Annotated in this window: 19 protein-coding genes; 10 read left to right on the top strand and 9 right to left on the bottom strand. The window is 74.2% G+C overall.

From position 1 onward, the window contains the following. Nucleotides 1-74: 74 nt before the first annotated feature. Nucleotides 75-2,534, top strand: a complete 2,460-nt coding sequence (locus E6U81_RS23995; RefSeq protein ID WP_136232161.1) for a right-handed parallel beta-helix repeat-containing protein — start codon at nt 75-77, stop codon at nt 2,532-2,534. On the opposite strand, the gene E6U81_RS23990 is transcribed toward E6U81_RS23995, so the two are convergent. Continuing rightward, entirely contained in the window at nt 2,485-4,860 is a 2,376-nt protein-coding gene (locus E6U81_RS23990; protein WP_240803984.1) for a hypothetical protein, read from the bottom strand. The two genes, E6U81_RS23995 and E6U81_RS23990, sit on opposite strands and share 50 nt — an antisense overlap. 233 nt (nt 4,861-5,093) lie before the next feature. On the opposite strand from E6U81_RS23990, the gene E6U81_RS23985 reads away from it, so the two are divergent. Beyond that, nucleotides 5,094-5,582, top strand: a complete 489-nt coding sequence (locus E6U81_RS23985; RefSeq protein WP_136232160.1) for an SRPBCC family protein — start codon at nt 5,094-5,096, stop codon at nt 5,580-5,582. A gap of 99 nt (nt 5,583-5,681) precedes the next feature. Here the strand turns inward: E6U81_RS23985 and E6U81_RS23980 are convergent, their stop codons facing one another. Next, a complete protein-coding gene (locus E6U81_RS23980; RefSeq protein WP_136232159.1) occupies nt 5,682-6,836 on the bottom strand; it encodes a PLP-dependent cysteine synthase family protein in 1,155 nt (384 codons plus the stop codon). 198 nt (nt 6,837-7,034) lie between these two features. Between E6U81_RS23980 and E6U81_RS23975 the strand changes: the two genes are divergently transcribed. After that, nucleotides 7,035-7,583, top strand: a complete 549-nt coding sequence (locus E6U81_RS23975) for an ATP-binding protein (protein WP_136232158.1) — start codon at nt 7,035-7,037, stop codon at nt 7,581-7,583. Between the two features lie 7 nt (nt 7,584-7,590). Here E6U81_RS23975 and E6U81_RS23970 read toward each other — a convergent pair whose 3' ends face one another. After that, nucleotides 7,591-8,868 (bottom strand): ROK family protein, encoded by a 1,278-nt coding sequence (locus E6U81_RS23970; RefSeq protein WP_136232157.1) that lies wholly within the window; start codon nt 8,866-8,868, stop codon nt 7,591-7,593. Nucleotides 8,869-8,911: 43 nt separating this feature from the next. Then, nucleotides 8,912-9,568: an alpha-ketoglutarate-dependent dioxygenase AlkB gene (locus tag E6U81_RS23965; RefSeq protein WP_136232156.1), complete on the bottom strand. Its 657-nt coding sequence runs from the start codon at nt 9,566-9,568 to the stop codon at nt 8,912-8,914. 38 nt (nt 9,569-9,606) lie between these two features. On the opposite strand from E6U81_RS23965, the gene E6U81_RS23960 reads away from it, so the two are divergent. From E6U81_RS23960 to E6U81_RS23950, 3 genes are all read left to right on the top strand, one after another. Next, nucleotides 9,607-10,350 (top strand): maleylpyruvate isomerase family mycothiol-dependent enzyme, encoded by a 744-nt coding sequence (locus E6U81_RS23960; protein ID WP_136232155.1) that lies wholly within the window; start codon nt 9,607-9,609, stop codon nt 10,348-10,350. Nucleotides 10,351-10,480: 130 nt separating this feature from the next. Then, nucleotides 10,481-11,008 (top strand): hypothetical protein, encoded by a 528-nt coding sequence (locus E6U81_RS23955; protein WP_136232154.1) that lies wholly within the window; start codon nt 10,481-10,483, stop codon nt 11,006-11,008. A gap of 44 nt (nt 11,009-11,052) precedes the next feature. Then, nucleotides 11,053-11,538: an MTH938/NDUFAF3 family protein gene (locus tag E6U81_RS23950; protein ID WP_240803983.1), complete on the top strand. Its 486-nt coding sequence runs from the start codon at nt 11,053-11,055 to the stop codon at nt 11,536-11,538. A gap of 102 nt (nt 11,539-11,640) precedes the next feature. Here E6U81_RS23950 and E6U81_RS23945 read toward each other — a convergent pair whose 3' ends face one another. From E6U81_RS23945 to E6U81_RS23935, 3 genes are all read right to left on the bottom strand, one after another. Next, a complete protein-coding gene (locus E6U81_RS23945) occupies nt 11,641-12,105 on the bottom strand; it encodes a hypothetical protein (protein ID WP_136232153.1) in 465 nt (154 codons plus the stop codon). A gap of 88 nt (nt 12,106-12,193) precedes the next feature. After that, nucleotides 12,194-13,150 (bottom strand): spherulation-specific family 4 protein, encoded by a 957-nt coding sequence (locus E6U81_RS23940; RefSeq protein ID WP_240803982.1) that lies wholly within the window; start codon nt 13,148-13,150, stop codon nt 12,194-12,196. A 167-nt stretch (nt 13,151-13,317) separates the two neighbouring features. Next, a complete protein-coding gene (locus E6U81_RS23935) occupies nt 13,318-14,016 on the bottom strand; it encodes a TetR/AcrR family transcriptional regulator (RefSeq protein ID WP_136232152.1) in 699 nt (232 codons plus the stop codon). Between the two features lie 181 nt (nt 14,017-14,197). Between E6U81_RS23935 and E6U81_RS23930 the strand changes: the two genes are divergently transcribed. Further along, complete coding sequence (locus E6U81_RS23930) at nt 14,198-14,659, top strand: nitroreductase/quinone reductase family protein (RefSeq protein WP_136232151.1); 462 nt, start codon at nt 14,198-14,200, stop codon at nt 14,657-14,659. A gap of 215 nt (nt 14,660-14,874) precedes the next feature. Here E6U81_RS23930 and E6U81_RS23925 read toward each other — a convergent pair whose 3' ends face one another. Next, a complete protein-coding gene (locus E6U81_RS23925) occupies nt 14,875-16,077 on the bottom strand; it encodes a geranylgeranyl reductase family protein (protein ID WP_136232262.1) in 1,203 nt (400 codons plus the stop codon). Between the two features lie 325 nt (nt 16,078-16,402). On the opposite strand from E6U81_RS23925, the gene E6U81_RS23920 reads away from it, so the two are divergent. Next, complete coding sequence (locus tag E6U81_RS23920) at nt 16,403-17,767, top strand: dipeptidase (RefSeq protein ID WP_136232150.1); 1,365 nt, start codon at nt 16,403-16,405, stop codon at nt 17,765-17,767. A gap of 116 nt (nt 17,768-17,883) precedes the next feature. After that, entirely contained in the window at nt 17,884-18,579 is a 696-nt protein-coding gene (locus E6U81_RS23915; RefSeq protein WP_136232149.1) for an MBL fold metallo-hydrolase, read from the top strand. Between the two features lie 41 nt (nt 18,580-18,620). On the opposite strand, the gene E6U81_RS23910 is transcribed toward E6U81_RS23915, so the two are convergent. Beyond that, entirely contained in the window at nt 18,621-19,658 is a 1,038-nt protein-coding gene (locus E6U81_RS23910) for an NUDIX hydrolase (RefSeq protein ID WP_136232148.1), read from the bottom strand. Nucleotides 19,659-19,855: 197 nt separating this feature from the next. Between E6U81_RS23910 and E6U81_RS23905 the strand changes: the two genes are divergently transcribed. Further along, nucleotides 19,856-20,842 carry a LacI family DNA-binding transcriptional regulator gene (locus E6U81_RS23905; protein WP_240803996.1) on the top strand — a complete coding sequence of 329 codons (987 nt, stop codon included), beginning with the start codon at nt 19,856-19,858 and terminating at the stop codon, nt 20,840-20,842. Nucleotides 20,843-20,886: the final 44 nt, after the last annotated feature.

Here is a 20,886-nt window from a genome sequence, read left to right as displayed (position 1 = left end):
TTGAGTGGCCTCGGACATCAGCGGCTCCGGCCGCATCGGCAGCGCGAGCACGAGGGTGGGGGCACGACAGCACCATGGTTCAGGGCACGGTCCAGGTGACGCACGGCGGATCTTCGCGGTGGCGGCGCCGCTCCGGTGAATATCCGACGCTGACCGCCGCGCTCGCCGTCGCGGGCGACGGTGACGTGCTGTCCATCGCCCCGGGCACCTACCGGGAGAACCTGGTGCTGCACCACGCCGTCACCCTGCGCGGGCCCGAGGACGGGTCGGGTTCGGTGCGGATCGCGCCGCTCGACGGCGTCGCGCTGACCCTGCGCGCCTCGGCCGTGGTGCAGGACCTGTATCTGGAGGGCCAGGACCGGGCGGCGCCGGCCCTGCTGGTGGAGGACGGCTCCCCCGAGCTCACCGACCTGCGCGTCAGCACCCACTCGGCGGCCGGCATCGAGGTGCGCGGCCCCGGCGCGCGGCCCCTGGTGCGCCGCTGCACCGTGGAGAACCCGGCCGGCGTCGGCATCGCCGTACTGGACGGCGGCGGCGGGGTGTTCGAGGAGTGCGAGGTCGTGGCCTCGGGACAGACCGGGTTCTCGGTCCGCGGCGGCGGCCGGCCCCGGCTGGAGCGCTGCCGCGTCCACCACTCCACGGGCGCGGGCATCGCGGTCACCGGCGAGGGATCGGGCCTGGAGGCCCTGGGCTGCGAGGTGTACGAGGTCAGGGGCGCCGGGGTGCAGATCGCCGCACGCGCCGCCGCACGCCTCACCGACTGCGCGGTGCACCGCACCACGGCCGACGGGGTCACGCTCGACACCGACGCCGTGCTCACCCTGGCCGGGTGCGACATCCACGACATCCCGGAGAACGCGGTCGACCTCAGGTCGCGCTCGGTGCTCACCCTCAGCCGCACCTCGGTGCGGCGGTTCGGGCGCAACGGCCTGTCCGTGTGGGACCCGGGCACCCGGGTGGACGCCGAGTCCTGCGAGATCCACGACAGCACGGGCGACTATCCGGCGGTTTGGGTCAGCGACGGGGCCACCGCCTCGCTGGACTCCTGCCGGGTGCACGACGTGCCCGACGCACTCTTCGTGCTGGACCGGGGGTCGGCCGTCGAGGTCACCGACAGCGACCTGTCCCAGGTCCGCAACACCGCGGTCTCCGTGAGCGACGGGGCCACCGCGCGGCTCGACGACTGCCGCATCCGCGAGGCGGGCACCGGGGCCTGGTTCCGCGACCACGGCAGCGGCGGCACCCTCGCCGGCTGCACCATCGACGCCGTGCAGACCGGGGTGATCGTCACCAAGGGCGCCGACCCCGCTCTGGAGCGCTGCACGGTCACCTCCCCCGCCGAGGCCGGCTTCTACGTGTCGGCGGGCGGCCGCGGCACCTTCACGGCCTGCCGGGTGACGGACAGTTCCGGTTTCGGCTTCCACGTACTCGACGGCTGCCGCACCACACTGGCCCGCTGCCACACGGAGCGCTGCGCCCGCGGCGGCTACGAGTTCCCGGAGGACGGCCCGATCGTCGAGGAGTGCACCGGCGACGGGTCGGGGCCGCGGCAGGCGGCCCAGCCCGCCCCGGGCGGCGGCTTCGCCGGCGCGCAGACCGGGGTCCGTACGGTCACGGCGGCGCGGACGGCCGAGGCGCAGCCGGCCCCGGCCGCCCGGGCGTCCGTACCGCGGCCCGCGGATCCGGGGGGCGCCGCCGCTGCCGCGGCGGACGCACGGGCGTCGGGGGCGGTGCTGGGGCAGCTCGACGGGCTCGTGGGCCTGGACAGCGTCAAGCGCGAGGTGCGGGCGCTCACCGACATGATCGAGGTGGGCCGGCGGCGGCAGCAGGCCGGCCTCAAGGCCGCCTCGGTGCGCCGCCACCTGGTCTTCACCGGCTCCCCCGGCACCGGCAAGACGACGGTCGCCCGGCTGTACGGCGAGATCCTCGCCTCCCTCGGGGTGCTGGAGCGCGGGCACCTGGTCGAGGTGTCCCGCGTGGACCTGGTGGGCGAGCACATCGGGTCCACGGCGATCCGTACGCAGGAGGCCTTCGAGCGGGCGCGCGGCGGGGTGCTGTTCATCGACGAGGCGTACGCGCTGGCACCCGAGGACTCGGGCCGGGACTTCGGGCGCGAGGCGATCGACACGCTGGTGAAGCTGATGGAGGACCACCGGGACGCGGTGGTGGTGATCGTCGCCGGATACACGGCCGAGATGGAGCGCTTCCTGACCGTCAACCCGGGTGTGGCCTCGCGGTTCTCGCGGACCATCGCCTTCGGCGACTACGGCCCCGGGGAACTGCTGCGGATCGTGGAGCAGCAGGCGGAGGAGCACGAGTACCGCCTCGGGGAGGGCACCGCCGAGGCGCTGCTGACGTACTTCACCGAGCTTCCCAAGGGTCCCGCCTTCGGCAACGGCCGCACCGCGCGCCAGACCTTCGAATCGATGGTGGAGCGGCACGCGGGGCGGGTGGCCCAGCTGTCGGAGCCGAGCACGGACGAGCTCACCCTGCTGTTCCCGGCGGATCTGCCGGCGCTGCCCGCCCCTTGCTGACGCCGGGGCGCTGGGCGGGCACCTCGGCCCGGGCCGCGGTCTCCAGCCGGGCGAGCAGGGCGGCGCGTTCGGCGGCGAAGGCCGGGTCCGCCTGGTAGTCGGCGTGGCCGAGGATCGGCGCGGGCAGCGGGTGGCGGGCGTTGCGTCCGTAGGCGAGCGGGTCGGCGAGCGGGCCGCGGTCCACCTCCGGTGAGTCGGGGCCGGGTAGCGCGGGCCCGCCGATGGGGTCGGTGGCCCGCCAGAGGTTGCGCCAGCAGTCGACGTCGCGGTGCAGGGCGGCCAGCGGACCCGGGCCGAAGTAGGCGGGGAACCAGCGGCCGTAGAGGCGGGCGAGCGGGGATCCGTACGTGAGCAGCGCGACGCGGCGGCGGACGGGCGGCGGCAGTTGCCAGACGGCCGCCGCGGCGAGCACGCTGCCCTGCGAGTGGCCCGAGATCACCAGCCGGCCGCCGGTGCGGCCGGTCCAGCCGGCCATCCGCCAGGTCAGGTCGGGGACGGCGCGCTCGGCGTAGCAGGGCGGTGCGAAGGGGTGGGCGGCGCGCGGCCAGAAGGTGCCGACGTCCCAGAGGATCCCTATGGTCCGCCGGGCGGCCGGGTCCCGGTAGGCGCGGCGGCCCCAGGCGACGAAGAGGGCGATGCCGAGGCCGATGAGCCAGGAACCGGCGTCCTGGGCGGCGCGGGCGGCGGCCTCCAGCAGCGGTGGGGCCCCTCGGGCGGCCTCGCCCGGGACCTGCCCGCTGAGCCAGGCCCCGGCCAGTGCGCCCGCGCCGAGCACCAGGGTGATCCCGGAGACGGCCGCGACGAACCAGGGCGCGGAGTCGGTGAGCGCGGCGGCCGTCCGCGCCCCGGCGATGCGGCGGCTGCGCGCCCGGTCCGGGCTCTCGCCCGGGTATTCGGCGGCGACGGCCGTGGCGAGACGCCGCCGGGTGCGGGCCGCGCGCACCGCGAACCAGGCGGCGAGCAGCGCCAGTACGAGGAGCAGCGGGGGCAGGACGGCGGCCTGCCAGGACAGCAGGACGGGCGGCCCGGGCAGCGGCGCGCCCGCCATCCCGGGGGTGGCTCCGCCGTCCATCCAGTCGGCGACGCGCTGGGCGACCCCGCCCGACATCACGCCGCCGAGGGCGCAGCCGAGCATGGCGACGGCGGGGCCGCCGAGGCCGCGCAGGGCGGCCGCCGGATCGGGGGCCCTGCGGTGCAGGTAGCGGGCGACGACGGCGAGGGCGAGCGCGCAGAGGCCCTGGCCGAGCATGATCACGCCGAAGGCGAAGTCGCCGGGGAGCCGCCCGGCGGAGGTCCAGCCCGGACGTGACCAGCAGGCGTGCAGGAGGACGGCGGCGAGCAGGGCGAGGGCGGCGCCGGGGAGCAGGCTGACGGCGGCCCGGTCGAGGCGGTGGTCGGGGCGGTCCTCGCTGCGGCCGCGCCGGCAGACGACCCAGGCGACGGTGACGGCCCCGGCGGCCAGGAGGGCCTGGGTGATCCACCCGAGGGCTTCGAGGGCGGGGGCGGTGGCCGCGGTCCTCCGGTCGTGGGCGGCGGTGGGCGCGGAGACCGCCACCGCCACGGTGAGCAGCCCGGCCGCGGTGTGCGCGGCCCGGAGCCGGGCCACGATGCGGCGCCCGTACCAGAATCCGGGGCGGCCGAGCGCGGGCGCGGTGTCGGAGGCGGTGTCCGGGTCGGCGGCGCCGGCGGGCGGCGGCTGGGATTCGTAGGCGCTCCAGGTGCGGTTCGACAGGTACCAGAGCAGCCCGGTCAGTGCGGTGGGGACGAGGGCGCCGAGGGCGAGTCGGCGCCCGGGCCGGGACCACCAGCCGCCGCCGTCGGGTGCGAGGAAGCCGAGCCGGGAGCCGGGAGCGGTGCAGGTCGCGGAGCCCGCGCACTGCCAGGCGACGAGGTCGAGCGCGACCTCGCAGGCGGCCGCGATCAGCAGGACGGTCAGGCTGAGCGCGAGGACCCGTACGAGGACCCCGTACGTGCGTACCGCGCGCGGCGCGGGGTCGGCGGCGGGCCCGGCGGAGGCGGCCGGCCGGGCCCAGTGAGCGAGGTTGACCACCATGAAGGGCAGGAGCAGCAGCCACAGGGCGCGGGCGCCGTTGCCGGAGGTGAGCCGGGACCAGCAGTAGGCCTCGGGGACGGGCAGTCCGGCGTACCGCTCCGGGTGGGATTCGGCGTCGGCGTCGTCGGTGCGGCGGAACACGGCCGCCGTGGAGTCGCCGGTGATGCGGACCGTGCGCGGGTCGCCGAGCAGCTCGGCCGGGGATGCTCCGGCGACGCCGTGGACGAGGAGTTCGAGGGCGAGGGGCGGGTCGGTGTGGGGGCGGTCGGGCACGCAGGCCTCCGCTCGCGTGGGGATCGGCGCTGCTCCAGGATCCCGCGCGGCGGGGGCGCTGCCCAGGCCCCGTACGGGGGAACCACCGGCGGAAACCGGGGCGTACGGCGCACGAGCCGTCGTACGCGGCGTCCGGCGCGGAAAAACACCCGCGGATCGCGGCGGACATCTCGCGGGCGCGCGGTTATGGTGACGCGCACGTCCGTCCGGATCACCGCCCAGGAGGTACCGCCATGGCTCGCCGACTCCGCCCGGTGGGGATGGACTTCATCGACGACGCGCCCGTCCGGCTGGTGTTCGCCGCCGAGGCCGCAGCGCCGCCCGAGGCCGTGTACCAGGCGCTCGCCGAGGAAGTGGAGGGCTGGCCCGGCTGGTTCAGGGCGGTGACGCTGGCCCGCCCCACGTACGGCGGGGGCGGCCGCGATATCAAGCTGCTGGGCGGGGTGCGCATGCAGGAGACGATCATGGCCGCGGATCCCGAGAAGCGTTACGCGTACCGGGTCGACACCACCAACGCCCCCGGGGTGCGGGCCCTGTTGGAGGAGTGGCGGCTGACTCCGGCCGGCTCGGGCACGCACGTCCGCTGGACCTTCGCCGCGGACGGCCCGGCCGTGTTCCGCCTGGCTCTGACCGTGGCCCGCCCGGGCCTGGGCCACTCCTTCCGCACGGCGGTCCGCACCCTGGACACCCGCCTCGGCGCCCGTCGTGCGAGGGGCCGTTGACCGCGGCGAGGCGGGCATAGGCCGGCAGGTGGTCCGCGCTGCCCTGTCACCGTCACCCTCGGGTGAACGGCATGCGGGGGCAGCGTCCCGGCCCCTGCCTCAGGCGGTCGGTTCGCGCCAGACGCCGGTCGTCAGCAGCGTGTCGAGGGTCTTCGCGTACGGGGCGAGGTCGAGCCCCTGCGCGGCCACCCACTCGTCGGAGTAGTACTTGTCCAGGTAGCGGTCGCCCGGGTCGCACAGCAGGGTGACGACGCTTCCGGTACGGCCCTCCGCCACCATCTCCGAGACGATCTTCAGGGCGCTCCACAGGCCGGTGCCGGTCGAGCCGCCCGCCTTGCGCCCTATGGCCGTCTCCAGCGCGCGGCACGCGGCGACGCTCGCCGCGTCCGGGACCTTCATCATCCGGTCGATGGCGCCGGGCACGAAGCTCGGTTCCATCCGCGGGCGGCCGATGCCCTCGATGCGCGAGCCGCAATCGCTGCTCGCGTCGGGGTCGTTGCGGGTCCAGCCCTCGAAGAAGCAGGAGTTCTCCGGGTCCGGGACGCAGATGCGGGTGTCGTGCTGCATGTAGTGCACGTAGCGCGCGATGGTCGCCGAGGTGCCGCCGGTGCCGGCGGTCGCCACGATCCAGGCGGGCTCGGGGAATCGCTCCAGCTTGAGCTGCTGGTACATCGATTCCGCGATGTTGTTGTTGCCGCGCCAGTCCGTGGCCCGCTCCGCGTACGTGAACTGGTCCATGTAGTGCCCGCCGGTGCGGGCGGCGAGCTCCGCCGACTCCTCGTACATCTTCATCGGGTCGTCCACGAAGTGGCATTCGCCGCCGTGGAACTCGATCAGGCGACACTTCTCCGGGCTGGTCGTGCGCGGCATGACGGCGATGAACGGGACACCGATCAGCTTGGCGAAGTACGCCTCGGAGACGGCGGTCGAGCCGGAGGAGGCCTCGATGACGGGGCGGCCCGGCCGGACCCAGCCGTTGCAGAGGGCGTAGAGGAACAGCGAGCGCGCGAGGCGGTGCTTGAGGGAGCCCGTCGGGTGCGTGGACTCGTCCTTGAGGTACAGGTCGATGCCCCACGCCTCGGGGAGCGGGAACTTCAGCAGGTGCGTGTCCGCCGAGCGGTTCGCGTCGGCCTGGACCTTGCGCACGGCCTCTTTCAGCCAGGTGCGGTAGTCCGCGTCGCTGCGGTCGACATCGACGGTCGTGGCGGTCGTACCGGTGGTGGTTCCGGTGCCGGTGGTGCCGGTGGTGCTCATGCGCCGCGCTCCTTCTTGTGTCTTCTTCGCCCCTCCTTTCGCAATGTACCTCTCCCACCTGCACAAACAGTCACTTTGGGTATCCATACGGATCGCTTTCGATCGCGTTCGGTTGCACAGCGGCGCACCGTGGGTGACCCTGGTGGAGCATTACCGAGGGTGCAGCACCCGTAACACTCATGTCGGGGAGTCGCAGCCGTGATCAGTCATTCCCGCAGGCACTGCGTCGTCGAACTGCAGGCCTTGCCGTCGCGGATCGGCCAAATCCGCAGAATCGTCTCGGCCCAGCTGCGCCACTGGCAGCTCGATCCGCTCATAGACCGGGCCGCGCTCGGTGTGACGGAGCTGCTGGGCAACGTCCACCGCCACGCGCAGCCGGACAAGACCTGCGTCGTCGAGATCGAGCTGCGGCTCGGGCGGCTGACGGTCTCGGTCATCGACAGTGATCCACGGCTTCCGGTGCTGCGCCCGACGCAGGCCGGGCCGCTGGAGACCAGCGGACGCGGGCTCGCCCTCGTGGAGGCCCTCAGCGAGGCCTGGGGGGTGCGTGAACGGCCCGACGGACCGGGCAAGACCGTCTGGTTCTCCCTGACGGCGGCGCCCGCGGCGGTGGCGCCGACGCTCCCGGTCTCGATCGCGGCCAGGCCCGTACCGGAACCCGCGCGCACGGTGGTCGTGGCCGTCGATCCGGCTACGGTCCCGGCGGCGCTGCCGGTGCCCGCGCCGGTCGCCGTCCGCCCCGGCTGACCGCCTCCTAGGCGAGCGCTCCCAGCGGATCGTCGAGCACCGGCTGCCAGGCCAGTTCCGCTGCGCCGACCAGGCTGTTGTGGTCCAAGGTGCACGGCAGGATCGGCACTCCGCCGCTGCGTCCCCACAGGCTGCGGTCCGCGACGACCGCCCGGAGCCGCTCCGGGTCCGCGTACAGCAGTTCCCGGTGCAGCCCGCCCAGGATGATCCGGTCCGGGTTCAGGATGTTCACCAGGCCCGCGAGTCCCAGGCCGAGCCGGTCGATCAGCTCCTCCGTGGCTGCCCGCACCGCCGGCTCCTCGGGTTCCTCGCGCAGCAGGTCACGGGCCTGCTGGAGCAGCGACACCTCGGGGCCGGGGCTGCGGCCCGCCGCGGTGAGGAAGGCCAGCGGGTCCGCCTCCACGTCCAGACAGCCGCGGCCGCCGCAGTGGCAGGCCCGCCCCTCGGGGTTCACTGTGAGGTGGCCGACCTCCAGGGCCAGGCCCGAACTGCCACTGTGCAGGCGGCCGTCCAGCACCAGGGCCCCGCCCACCCCGCGGTGTCCGGTGGCCACGCACAGCAGGTGCTGCGCGCTGCGCCCCGCGCCGTGCCGGTGCTCGGCGAGCGCCGCGAGGTTGACGTCGTTCCCGGTCAGGGCCGGGCCGTCGATCCCGGCGTCCTTCACGCACTCGGCGAAGATGTCCCGTACGGGCGAACCGGCCGGCCAGGCCAGGTGCAGCGGGTTCAGCGCCGTGCCGTCCGGCTCGGCGACCGCCGACGGGACCGCGAGCCCGGCTCCGACACAGCGGCGGCCGCTGTCCGCGAGCAGTTCCGCGCCCGCCCGCACGACCGCGCCGAGCACCTGGGCCGGGTCGGCGGAGACGGTGACCTTCCCGGGGGCGGTGGCCACGATCCGGCCGCCGAGGCCCACCAGGGCGGCGCGGAAGCCGTCCGAGTGGACCTGGGCGGCGAGCGCCACCGGCCCGTCCTCGGCCACCGAGAGGCGGTGCGAAGGGCGGCCCTGGCCTCCGCCGGTGCCGCCGGCACCGCCCGAGGCCGCGGGGCGGGAGTCGACCCGGATCAGCCCGAGCGCCTCCAGTTCGGCCGCGACCGCGCCGGCGGTGGCGCGGGTGACCCCCAGCTCGGCCGTCAGGACCGCGCGGGTCGGGGCGCGGCCGGTGTGGACGAGCTCCAGCGCCGGCCCGAGCGCGCCGCGGCCCCGTTCCAGCTTGGTCCGCGCGCCCGTGCTCGACACCGATGGCGTGGTCGCATCCCCCACCCGCGGCGGGGCCCCGTTGCCGTTCATGGCATCGATCCTCGCATGATCGGAGGGCGCCGTACGCCGCCCCTCAGCCCAGCCCGCCGACCCGGAGCGTGATGTTGAGCCGCCCGGTCAGCCCGAGCGCCCGCGGACCCGTGCCCGGCAGGACCTTCGGCACCCCGTGGTAGGCCGACCGGCTGGGGCCGCCGAAGACGAAGAGGTCCCCGCTGCGCAGCTCGACGTCCCGGTACGGGCGCCCCCGGGAGTGGGTGTTCCCGAAGCGGAAGAGGCAGCTGTCACCGAGGCTGAGCGAGACCACCGGCGCCGGGGACTTCTCCTCCGCGTCGCGGTGCATGCCCATGCGGGAGTCCCCGTCGTAGAAGTTGACCAGCGCGATGTCGTAGCCCGCCGCCCCGGGATCGGGCGGCACCCCGTAGGCGGCGGCGACCGCCTCCCGCCCCAGGTCGGCGAGCCAGTCCGGCATCGGCTTGACCTGCTCCCCGTCCCCGTCGACGGCGGTGCGGGCGTAGCCGTACGGGTACCAGTGCAGGCCCAGGCACACCTGCCGGGCGGTCATCACACCGCCACCCGGGGTGCGTACGGTGCGCAGGCCGGCCGGTGGGCGGGCCCACTCGCGGCAGGCCGCCAGCAACTCGCCCTGCCGGCGGGCGCCGAGCCAGTCGGGCACGTGCACCGCGCCGGGGGCGATCACGGTCCGCTCGCGCGGGAAGAGTTCCCCGTCCATCCCTCCATTGTCGGCGCCGCAGCTGTAAGACTCGCGGTATGGAGATCACTGACTACCTGAAGACCCTCGCCCGGGAGGGCGAGCTGCTCGCGGAGGTGGCCGAACGGGCCGGTACGGACGCCTTCGTCCCCTCCTGTCCGGGCTGGCACGTCACCGACCTGCTGCGGCACACCGGGTCGGTGCACCGCTGGGCCGCCGGGTACGTCGGGGAGCGGCAGCTGGAGCCGACGGGCTTCCCGGACGCGCCGGAACTGATCGGCGACGAGCTCCTGGCGTGGTTCCGGGAGGGGCATGCGGACCTGGTGCGGACGCTGACCGAGGCCCCGGCCGACGTGCAGTGCTGGACCTTCCTCCCGACCGCCCCGCCGTCGCCGCTGGCGTTCTGGGCCCGGCGCCAGGCACACGAGACCACCGTGCACCGGATGGACGCGGAGGGCGCGCTGGGCGTCGTCTTCTCCCCGTTGGCGCCGGAGTTCGCGGAGGACGGTGTGGACGAACTGCTCACCGGCTTCCACGCGCGGCCGCGCAGCCGGGTACGGACCCCGGAGCCGCGGACGGTGCGGATCCGCGCCGCCGACACGGGCGCGGTGTGGACCGTGCACCTGTCGCCGGCGCCGGCGCGCACGGTGCTGGGCGACACGGGCGACCCGGTCGACTGCGAGGTGACCGGCGAGGCTGCCTGGCTGTACGCGGCGCTGTGGAACCGGCTGCCGCTGGCGGGTCCGGGGGTGACGGGCGACGTGTCACTGGCCGCGCTGTGGACGGAGACGGCCGGAATCTGACCCCGCCGGCGCGGGCGGTCGCCAGCCAAGGCCCCGCGCGGCCGGCCGCGCGGCTCCCGCCCGCCCCCGGCCCCGGACCTGCACCGACGAGCGGATATGGTCACCCCCTCAACGATCATGGGGGTGGCAGATGTTCGGTTCCAAGGTGCGCGGCGCAGCCGTGGCGGCGGTGTTCTTGGCGGGATTCGCGGTCGCCTGCGACGCAGAACCGGCCACTCCGGCCGCCGCGCCGTCGGCCTCCTCCGCGGCCGCGACGCCGTCCGCGCCCTCGGTACCGGGCTCGTCGGCTCCGGGCCCGGCGGCACCCCCGGCGAGCGGCGGGCCGGGCGCCTCAGCCCTCCCCGGCTCCCCGCCGGAGAAGGTCCGGGACGCCTTCGCCGGGCTTCAGGCGACGCTGGACGGTTCGTGCACGCCTTCCGAATGCGCCCATTTCCTCGGGCGCGTCCACGACGAACTGCGCGGTCTGGACGCGGCGATGAAGGCGGATCCGAAGGGCCCCGGGCATTTCCCCGAACCGATCGCGCTGATCGCGAAGCTCGAAGCGGAGCTCGGCGGCGACCGGAGCTTCAACAACCTGAAGGCGCACCAGACCCTGCTGATCGGCACCCGCGACAAGATCAACACCTGGATGCAGGGCCACCCGGACGACTACCGCTGACCCGGGCGGACCGTGCGGTCCCACTCCGCGAGAAGCCCGCGCGCGTGATCATCGCGGCTGCGATGCTGGGCCGCATGGCCACCACCGATCCCGACACCGCCGACACCGCCGACACCAGCGACGACGCCTCCGTCCCGGCCGCGGACACCGAGCCGTCGGACACGGTCGCGTCCCCGAGGGTCCGCCGCCTGGAGTGGGGCCTGATGGAAGTCGAAGGCCTCGCTCCCGGCAAGGACTTCGTCCTGTATCCGGGCGGAGGCCACCCGTGGGACTGGGCCACGCACGGCACCCGTCACTCCCCCGGCATCCAGCCCGGGGACGTCCGCGAGCTGCTGGAGCGCGGAGCGGTGGTCGTCGTCCTCAGCCTCGGCATGCAGGAACGGCTCGGGATCACAGCGCCGACCCTGGAGCTGCTCCGGCAGTCGGGCGTGGAGGTGCACGTGAAGGAGACCCGGGCGGCCACCGCGCTCTACAACACCCTGGCGGCCGCGGGCCGGCCCGTGGGCGGGCTCTTCCACTCGACCTGCTGACCCCGGTACCCCCAGGCCGTCTCCGCCGCCTCCTGCCGGGCCCGCGCCGCCCGGCAAGAGCCGAGAGCGGCGGCCCAGTCGTGAACCCTTGCGGTCACAGCGCTAGAGGCTGCCGCGGGCGGTCACGACGAAGGCGTCGATCAGTTCCCGGGTCGCGTCCCGCCGGATGGCGAGTCCGGGAAGGTCCTGCGCACGGTCCATTGCGCCGACCTCGGTGAAGGCGGCGGCCGCGGCGGTGCCGAGATCGGTGTCGTCGGTGATCAGCTGGAGCCGGAACAGGGCCTGCTGCGCGCCGGAGCGGGTCTCGAACGAACGCCCGCGCAGGGCGGCTTCGTCCTCGGCGTCGCGGCCCTGGTGCACGCAGAACCAGTGGTGCAGCATGGCCTGCCGGAACTCCACGAGCAGGCCCGCGTACGCGCCGTAGGCGTCGAGCCGCTCCTGACGGCGCTGCGCGTCGAGGGCGCTCCGCTCCGTACGCCGCGCGGAGCGCTGCTGGAAGGCATGCGTCACCGCCGAGCCGAGCAGCGTACCGAGCACGGCGACCAGGCTGGTGATCATGGCGGTCATGGGGCCATGCAAGCAGACCGCCCCGGCGCCCGCTGCCGCATTCGGCATTCCGCATACCGGCCCCGGCTCTGCCGGCGCCGTCACAGCACTAGCCGAGCGTGGCCGCGTACCTGGTCTGGGAGGTGTACTTCCATGTCGGGCCCGTGTTCCAGGGGTTGGGCATGACGGTGTCCGTGGCGTACGCGTAGCCCGCGCCCCGGGCGAAGGCCGTGCTGAGGGTGGCGCGCATCGCCGTGTCGTCGGGGACGTCGTGGACCAGGTGCCAGAAGGCCGTTCCGCTCGGGTCGAGTTCGGTGCCGGGCCGGTAGCCGGAGTCGTGGTCGAAGACGTTGCCCCCGAGCCAGCCGGCTCCGGTGTACGCGGCGTAGGTGTCCTCGTAGGTGACGAAGACGTCCGCGGTGCGCCGGCCCGGCTCCAGGTAGCAGTCGGCTATGGCGGTGCCGGGGTTGTTGACGACGAGGTCGGGGGCGGCGGGGTCCACGGCGCTCATGGCGTCCTGGACGTAGCGGCGCAGCTCGGCGTAGTGGTCGCGGGTGGCGTTGGCGGGACCGCAGTCCCTGCTGACGACGTCGAAGAAGATCCCGTCGACGTGGAGGCGGCCGTCGGGCGTCTTGAGGTAGTTGTCGACGGAGGCCTTGACGGCGGCGATGTCGCGGTTGCCGTGGTCGGTGTGGACGTACCCGAGCACCTTGGTGCGCTCGCCGGTGGAGGTGGTGCGGGCGCGGAGCGCGTCGGCGCGGGCCCGCCAGGGGGCGCTGAAGGGTGCGTCGCCGTTGCCCGGGTTCAGTACGACCACGGAGGGGGCCGGGCCGGCGGCGGTGAGGTCGGTCAGCATGCGGTCGTTCGCCATCACGTACGCGGGGACGCCGATCTCCAGGCCCCGTACGCCGGGCATCCGGGGGGTGGGGGGCGGGCCGGGCGCCGGGGCGGCGGCCGGAGCGGACCCGGTGGGCGCGTCGCGCTGCGGCGTGTCGACGGACGGCGCCGGCGCGGCCAGTAGGACGGTGGCCAGGACGGCGTACAAGGCCTTCTCGGCGCGGGGCATGAACGTTTCCTCCTTCGGCGGAGGTGGGGCGGGGGACCCGAGGAACACTAGACGGGCGGCCCGTCGTTCAAGGCTGAACCTCCTGTATTGGTGTGAGGAACAGACGAGCGAGCCATCGCCCCATCATGTGAATTCCCGGAGGGACGCGCCCCTCCCCCGCCCTCCTGTCATACGGCGGGCAGTCCGACCCCGTGCGCCAACTGCCCCGCCGCGTGCGTGAAGAAGGCGGACCGTTCCTCGACGACGCCCTGGAACTGGCCGAACAGTTCGAAGGAGACGAGGCCGGCCAGCTGCGCCCAGGCGGCGACGAGGGCGGCGACGACCGCGGGGGGCAGGCCTTCGGCGAAGTCGGCGGCCATCCGGCCGGCTTCGGGGCCGAGGGCGGGCGGCAGCGGCGGGAGGGCGAGGCCGCGCCCCTCGTAGGCGGCGCGGACGACGCCGATGAGGACGTTGCCCACCCGGGAGGCGGGCCCGATGGTGTCGGCGGGGGCGCTGTAGCCGGGAACCGGGGAGCCGTAGACGAGGGCGTACTCGTGCGGGTGCTCCAGTGCCCACGTGCGGACGGCCTCGCAGGCGGCGATCCAGCGGTCCCGGGGCGCGGCGCCGGCGGCGAGGGCCCGGGCGTCGGCCTCCTCGGCGGCGGCTCCGAGGCTGTCGTACGCGTCGATGATGAGCGCGGTCAGCAGCTCGTCGCGGCTCGGGAAGTAGCGGTAGAGGGCGGAGGAGACCATGCCGAGCTCGCGGGCGACGGCGCGCAGGGAGAGCTTGGCGGCGCCCTCGGCCGCGAGCCTTCGGCGCGCCTCGTCCTTGATGGCGGCGGTGACCTCGATGCGGGCCCGTTCCCTGGCCCCACGCACGGTGTTCATGCGGGCCAGTGTGCCACGCGGGCGGAGCACTGCCCAGAAAATGGACTACCGCTCCATTCAGAGAGCAGTGCTCTTGCTTTGGTGCACCGATCCGGTGCACACTGGACCCGAGCGAGAGCAGTGCTCTCGAGCGCTATCCCCAGCAGACGACGGCAACGCAGAAGACGGCCCGGAGGTCCTCGTGAACGCGCCCACCCCGTACTACGTCCAGGCCGGCCCGCTCGTCACCCGCTTCAACTCGTTCTTCGGCAAGCTGGCCCGCGTCGGCATCAGCCTGGCCGGAAGCGCCGAGCTGTCCGTGCGCGGCCGCACCTCCGGCAAGATGCAGCGCATCCCGGTCAATCCCCACAGGCACGAGGGTGCCGAGTACCTCGTCTCGGCGCGCGGTCACTCCCAGTGGGTCCGCAACATGCGGGTCGCGGGCGGCGGGGAGCTGCGCGTGGGGCGCAAGGTGCGCGCCTTCACCGTCGTCGAGATCACCGACCCGGTCGAGAAGGCCGCGATCCTGCGCACCTACCTGGAGAAGTGGGGCTGGGAGGTCAACCAGTTCTTCCGCGGCGTCGACGCGAAGGCCTCCGACGCGGAGATCCTCGCGATCGCCGACGACCACCCCGTCTTCCGGATCGTCCCGGCGTCGAGCTGACGCCACTCCGATCCGGCAGCACCCCGATCCGGCAGCACGGTGGCAGGATCGGGGTGTTCGGCGTGTTCGGGCGGACCCGCCGGACCCGCTGGACCCGCTCCCCGCGGGGGTCCGGGCCCGCCGGCCGTCCGGGCCCTCCCGCGCAACTCGCGGCCCGCGGGCCGCGGCCCGGGCTCGGCTCGCGGCTCGGCCCGGGCTCGCACTTCCCGAAGGCCCTACGCCCCGTCGCCGTTCCGGGCGGCCGCCGCCTGCCGCGCGTCCAGCGCGTGCAGCGCCTTGCGCGCCAGCGGGGACGTACGCACCATGTCGGCCAGGGTCGTCGCACCCCGCGTGATGCGGGCGAAGGCCCGCCATGCCGGACGGAACCCGGTGATCGCCGCGTGCAGCAGCCCCGGCCGTGCCTCGAAGACGGTCAGCATGCGCTTGCCGACCCCCATCTCCACACCCAGCCCGGCCTTCACCGCGAAGGCGTAGTTGAGGGCCTGGCGGCGCGCGTCCACCGCGTCCTGCGCTTCGGCGATCTTCACCGCCCACTCCCCCGCGAGCCGCCCCGAGCGCAGCGCGAAGGAGATGCCCTCACGCGTCCACGGCTCCAGCAGTCCGGCCGCGTCGCCCGCGACCAGGACCCGGCCTCGCGAGAGCGGCGAGTCGGGCTTGCGGCACCGGGTCAGGTGCCCGGAGGAGACGGCCGGTTCGAAGCCGGCGAGTCCGAGCCGGGCGATGAAGTCGTCCAGGTACCGCTTGGTCGCGGCTCCCTCGCCCTTGGCCGAGATCACCCCGACCGTGAGGGTGTCGCCCTTGGGGAAGACCCAGCCGTAACTGCCGGGCAGCGGGCCCCAGTCGATGAGCACCCGCCCCTTCCAGTCCTCCGCCACCGTCGCCGGGACGGGGATCTCCGCCTCCAGGCCGAGGTCCACCTGGTCCATCTCCACGCCCACGTGCGCGCCGATCCTGCTCGCGCTGCCGTCCGCGCCGACCACCGCGCGCGCCAGGACGGTCTCCCCGTCGGCGAGCACCACTGCGACGGTCCGCCGGTCGGGCACGGCAGCGCCGTGCTGTTCCACACGGGTCACGGCGGTGCCCGTACGGACGGTCGCGCCGGCCTTCTCCGCCTCCGCGACCAGCCCGGCGTCGAACTCGGGCCGGTTGATGAGCCCGAAGAGCATGTGCTTCGAGCGCCGGGTACGGGTCAGCTTGCCGTCCATCGAGAAGGTGACCGCGTGGATGCGGTCCTTGAGGGGAAGGACGAAGCCCGGCGGGAGCGCGTCGCGCGAGGGGCCGATGATGCCGCCTCCGCAGGTCTTGTACCGGGGCAGTTCGGCCTTCTCCAGCAGCAGGACGCGGCGCCCCGCCGTGGCGGCCGCGTACGCGGCCGAGGACCCGGCCGGCCCGGCTCCGACCACGACCACGTCCCACACTTCGCCGGATCCCCCGGTCACCTCGTCGCCCGCCCCCTGCTCGGCCGGGCCCGCGCCCGTGCCCACGCCTGCGTCCGCGTCGGCACCCATGCCTCCGCCTGCATCCGCACCTGCGTCGCGTACGTCGTCGTCGCTGCTCACGATGTGTTGCTGCTCCTGATCACCCGGTTGCTCCGATGCCGGGGAAATCCTACGGCGAGACACCACCCCACCCTCGCTGTGCGAGGATCAAGACTGTCTTTTGCCGTACCCGGCATACGCACATCCCGCACATGCGCGAGGTGGCGTACACGGATACAACGTCGCACCCAAAAGGAGCGTGCCCATGTCCCAGAATCCGATCGCCGAGACCATCGCCTCGCTGATGCCCCGCGCCAAGCAGGAGCTGACCGAGCTGGTGGCCTTCCAGTCGGTGGCGGACTGGGCGCAATTCCCCAAGAGCGAGAGCGAGGGCGCGGCGAACTGGGTGGCCGACGCCCTGCGCGCCGAGGGCTTCCAGGACGTGGCGCTGCTCGACACCCCCGACGGCACCCAGTCGGTGTACGGCTTCCTGCCCGGCCCCGAGGGCGCGCCGACCGTCCTGCTCTACGCGCACTACGACGTGCAGCCGCCCCTGGACGACGATGCCTGGATCTCCCCGGCCTTCGAGCTGACCGAGCGCGACGGCCGCTGGTACGGGCGCGGTGCGGCCGACTGCAAGGGCGGGTTCATCATGCACCTGCTCGCACTGCGCGCACTGAAGGCCAACGGCGGTGTGCCGGTCAGCGTGAAGGTCATCGTCGAGGGCTCCGAGGAGCAGGGCACGGGCGGCCTCCAGAATTACGCGGAGGCCCACCCCGAACTGCTGGCTGCCGACACCATCGTCATCGGCGACGCCGGCAACTTCCGTCTCGGCCTGCCGACCGTGACCGCCACCCTGCGCGGCATGTGCCTGCTGAAGCTGAAGATCGACACGCTGGGCGGCAACCTGCACTCCGGTGTGTTCGGCGGGGCCGCGCCCGACGCGCTGGCCGCGCTGATCCGCGTACTCGACTCGCTGCGCGCCGCGGACGGTTCGACGACCGTGGACGGGCTCGCCTCGGACGCGGTGTGGGAGGGCCTGCAGTACCCGGAGGCGGACTTCCGCTCCGACGCGAAGGTCCTGGACGGGGTGGAGCTGATCGGCGAGGGCACCATCGCCGACCGGCTGTGGGCGCGTCCGGCCGTCACCGTGCTCGGGATCGACTGCCCGCCGGTGGTCGGCGCGACCCCGTCGGTGCACGCGAGCGCGGGCGCGCTGATCAGCCTGCGCGTGCCGCCGGGCGTGGACACCGGCCACGCCGTCAAGCTGCTGCAGGCCCACCTGGAGGCGCACACGCCGTGGAAGGCGCGCCTCGAACTGGAGGTCGTCGGCCAGGGCCAGCCGTTCCAGGCGGACACCGACAGCCCGGCGTACGCGTCGATGCGCACGGCCCTGGAGGCCGCCTACCCGGGCCAGGAGATGCAGATCACCGGCATGGGCGGGTCGATCCCGCTGTGCAACACGCTGACGTCGCTGTACCCGCAGGCGGAGATGCTGCTGATCGGGCTGAGCGAGCCGGAGGCGCAGATCCACGCGGTCAACGAGAGCGTCTCGCCCGAGGAACTGGAGCGCCTGTCGGTGGCGGAGGCCCTGTTCCTCGTCGGCTACGCGGAGTCCAAGCGCGCCTGATCCTGGCCAGAGCCGACCGCCGTTCCGTCACGCCCAGGGCGCAGTGCGCCCTGGGCGTACTCCGCTCACGGTGAAGTCGCGTGCCCGGGGCGGCGGGCCGTCCGTACGTTCGGCGTATGGATCTTGTCGAAGTACTCCCGAACCGGCTCCACATGCTCCGCTTCCCCATCGGCCAGGCCTACCTCTGGCAGGACGACGAAGCCCTCACCCTCGTCGACGCGGGCAACGTCGAATCCGCCGCGGAGATCGAAGGGGCGATACGTTCCCTCGGGCTGCTGCCCGAGCGGCTGGAGCGGATCGTCCTCACGCACTGCCACCGCGACCACGTGGGCGCGGCCGGTGAGCTCGCCGCCCGCTGGGGGGCACAGGTGCTCGCACACCGGCTGGACGCGCCGGTGATCCGGGGCGAGCGGCCCGTTCCCGAACCGGTGCTCCTGGACTGGGAGATCCCGCTGTACGCGCACGGCCTGACCGTCACCGAGGCCCCGCCCACCCGGGTCGACCGGGAGCTGGAGGACGGGGACGCGCTGGGCTTCGGCGACGGGGCGTACGCCGTCCACGCCCCGGGCCATACGGACGGCAGCATCGGCATCCATCTCCCTCAGCACGGCGTGCTGTTCACCGGCGACTGCATCGCCGCCGTCGGCCCGCTGATGCTGGGCGTCTTCAACGTCGATCGCGGCCGGGCGGTCGAGTCCTTCCGGCGGCTGGCCGGACTCGCACCGTCAGTGGCCTGTTTCGGCCACGGCGACCCCCTGACGTCGGACACCGCCGCCGCCCTGGCCGGGGCCGCCGCCGAAACGCCCGCCTGAGACCGGGGCGGGCGGACCGGGCCCGACGAGGCAGGGGCGCTTCAGCCCGTGGGGACGCCCGCCTCCAGGTAGAGGGGGCGGGCGCGTTCGCGGGCGCGCAGGGCCCCGCGCAGGCGTTCGTACCGGTGCTGCGGCAGCAGTTCGGCGGCCTCGGCCTCCGTCACGAAGCGCCAGGCCCGCAGCTCGGGGCCGGGCAGCCGGAGGCGGGCCGCCGCTTCCTCGGTGAGGCGGCCACCGTCGAAGAGGAAGCGCAGCCCTCCGTAGCCGGGGTGCTGCGGGCGCTCCCAGTCGACCACGAGGAGCCCGGGCATCCGGTCGAGGACGAGGCCGAGTTCCTCCGCGACCTCCCGTACGCCGGCGCAGGCGGGCGGCTCGCCCGCTTCGACGACGCCGCCCGGGAACTCCCACCCCGCCTTGTACGTCGGGTCCACCAGCAGTACCCGGTCCTGCTCGTCGAAGAGCAGCACCCCCGCCGCCACCGTCTCCCGCGTGGGCTCCGGGGTCTGCACGATGTCGCAGACCCGGGCGGTCTCCGAGCGGACGGCTTCGGCGATCCGCTCGGCGGTCTCCCGTACGGTCAGGAGCCCGTTGTCGATGACGTGCGCGTCGCCGGTGAGCCAGCCGAGGGCCTCCTGGTAGGCGGGGATGTGGTCGTAGGCCCACTGCCGGACGCGCACGTCCACGTCCTCGGGCGCGCCGGGCTCCGTACGGGTCGCGATCCGCTCCCGCAGGATCGTTTCCGCAGGAGCGAGCAGCACGTGCCGCACCGGTATCCGCCGCGCCGCCAGCCCGCCGAAGATCTCGTCCCGGTACTCCTGGCGCAGGAGGGTCATCGGGACCACGAGCACCCCGCCCACCTCGGCGAGGATCGCGGCGGCCGTGTCCACGACCAGCCGCCGCCAGCTCGGCAGGTCCTGGTAGTCGGTGACCTCGGCGAGCCGTTCGGGCGGCAGCAGCACCCGCAGCGCGTCGCCGATGAACTCCGGGTCGAACAGGGTGCTGTCCGGGAGGATGCCGGTCAGTTCACGGGCCGTGCTGGTCTTCCCGGCGCTGAACGTGCCGTTGATCCAGACAATCACGTCTACCCCTCTCCCCATGGCTCGTCCGGAGCCCCCAGTGGCCTGCCCGCCCCACCCTGCCACGAAAACCTCACTATCGGCCGAGTGCTTATCCTCAAGGTCACGAGCCCGCACGCTCGCCCGAGTACTAGGGAGGATTCACGACCGTGCCCCACAACCACCGCCCGTCCGACCCCCGCTACGGCAACCGGCCGACCATGAAGGACGTGGCGGCCCGGGCGGGGGTCGGCCTGAAGACGGTGTCCCGGGTGGTCAACGGCGAGCCGGGTGTCACCCCCGAGACGGAGAAGCGGGTCCAGGAGGCCATCGAGGCACTGGGCTTCCGCCGCAACGACAGCGCGCGGGTGCTGCGCAAGGGCCGTACCGCCACCGTCGGCCTGGTCCTGGAGGACCTCGCCGACCCCTTCTACGGTCCGCTGAACCGGGCGGTGGAGGAGGTGGCCCGCGCGCACGGGGCACTGCTCATCAACGGCTCCAGTGCGAAGGACCCGGACCGGGAGCGGGAGTTGGCGCTCGCGCTGTGCGCCCGCCGGGTGGACGGCCTGATCGTGATCCCGGCCGGGCACGACCACCGTTACCTGGAGCCGGAGATGCGGGCGGGTGTGGCCACGGTGTTCGTGGACCGGCCGGCCGGCGGGATCGAGGCGGACGTGGTGCTGTCGGACAACTTCGGCGGCGCCCGCGGCGGTGTCGCGCACCTGATCGCGGGCGGCCACCGCAGGGTCGGCTTCATCGGGGACCACCCCCGCATCCACACGGCGACGGAACGCCTGCGCGGCTACCGCGCGGCCATGGCGGAGGCGGGCCTCCCCGTGGCCGGATCCTGGGTCTCGCTCGGCTCGACGGAGCCCGGCAGGGTCGCGGCGGCGGCGCGGTCGATGCTCGCGGGACCGGAGCCGGTGACCGCCGTCTTCGCCGGCAACAACCGCGTGACGGTCACCGTGGTGCGCGTCCTGGCCTCCCTGGAACGCCCGGTGGCCCTGGTGGGCTTCGACGACTTCGAGCTGGCGGACCTGCTGCGGCCGGGCGTCACGGTGGTGGCCCAGGACCCGGCGGCACTGGGCCGGGTGGCCACGGACCGCCTCTTCCAACGCCTGTCGGGCGCCCATCTCCCCCCGACCCGCACCGAACTGCCCACCCGCCTCGTCCCCCGCGGCTCGGGCGAACTCCCGCCGACGGGCTGACCCGTACCGGACGGCCCTCGGGCCGTCCGGGCACGCCGGTGGCC

This window comes from Streptomyces sp. A0592 (assembly GCF_004795115.1).
In the GTDB taxonomy this organism is placed as follows: domain Bacteria; phylum Actinomycetota; class Actinomycetes; order Streptomycetales; family Streptomycetaceae; genus Streptomyces; species Streptomyces erythrochromogenes.
Note: the sequence above shows the minus strand (reverse complement) of the source record. Positions and strands in the feature narration are given on the sequence as shown.

Coding starts and splice junctions, on each gene's coding strand:
- E6U81_RS23995 (WP_136232161.1), top strand. CDS start 75: ATGGTTCAGGGCACGGTCCAGGTGACGCACGGCGGATCTTCGCGGTGG.
- E6U81_RS23985 (WP_136232160.1), top strand. CDS start 5,094: ATGGCTCGCCGACTCCGCCCGGTGGGGATGGACTTCATCGACGACGCG.
- E6U81_RS23980 (WP_136232159.1), bottom strand. CDS start 6,836: ATGAGCACCACCGGCACCACCGGCACCGGAACCACCACCGGTACGACC.
- E6U81_RS23970 (WP_136232157.1), bottom strand. CDS start 8,868: ATGAACGGCAACGGGGCCCCGCCGCGGGTGGGGGATGCGACCACGCCA.
- E6U81_RS23965 (WP_136232156.1), bottom strand. CDS start 9,568: ATGGACGGGGAACTCTTCCCGCGCGAGCGGACCGTGATCGCCCCCGGC.
- E6U81_RS23960 (WP_136232155.1), top strand. CDS start 9,607: ATGGAGATCACTGACTACCTGAAGACCCTCGCCCGGGAGGGCGAGCTG.
- E6U81_RS23955 (WP_136232154.1), top strand. CDS start 10,481: ATGTTCGGTTCCAAGGTGCGCGGCGCAGCCGTGGCGGCGGTGTTCTTG.
- E6U81_RS23945 (WP_136232153.1), bottom strand. CDS start 12,105: ATGACCGCCATGATCACCAGCCTGGTCGCCGTGCTCGGTACGCTGCTC.
- E6U81_RS23940 (WP_240803982.1), bottom strand. CDS start 13,150: ATGCCCCGCGCCGAGAAGGCCTTGTACGCCGTCCTGGCCACCGTCCTA.
- E6U81_RS23935 (WP_136232152.1), bottom strand. CDS start 14,016: ATGAACACCGTGCGTGGGGCCAGGGAACGGGCCCGCATCGAGGTCACC.
- E6U81_RS23920 (WP_136232150.1), top strand. CDS start 16,403: ATGTCCCAGAATCCGATCGCCGAGACCATCGCCTCGCTGATGCCCCGC.
- E6U81_RS23915 (WP_136232149.1), top strand. CDS start 17,884: ATGGATCTTGTCGAAGTACTCCCGAACCGGCTCCACATGCTCCGCTTC.
- E6U81_RS23905 (WP_240803996.1), top strand. CDS start 19,856: ATGAAGGACGTGGCGGCCCGGGCGGGGGTCGGCCTGAAGACGGTGTCC.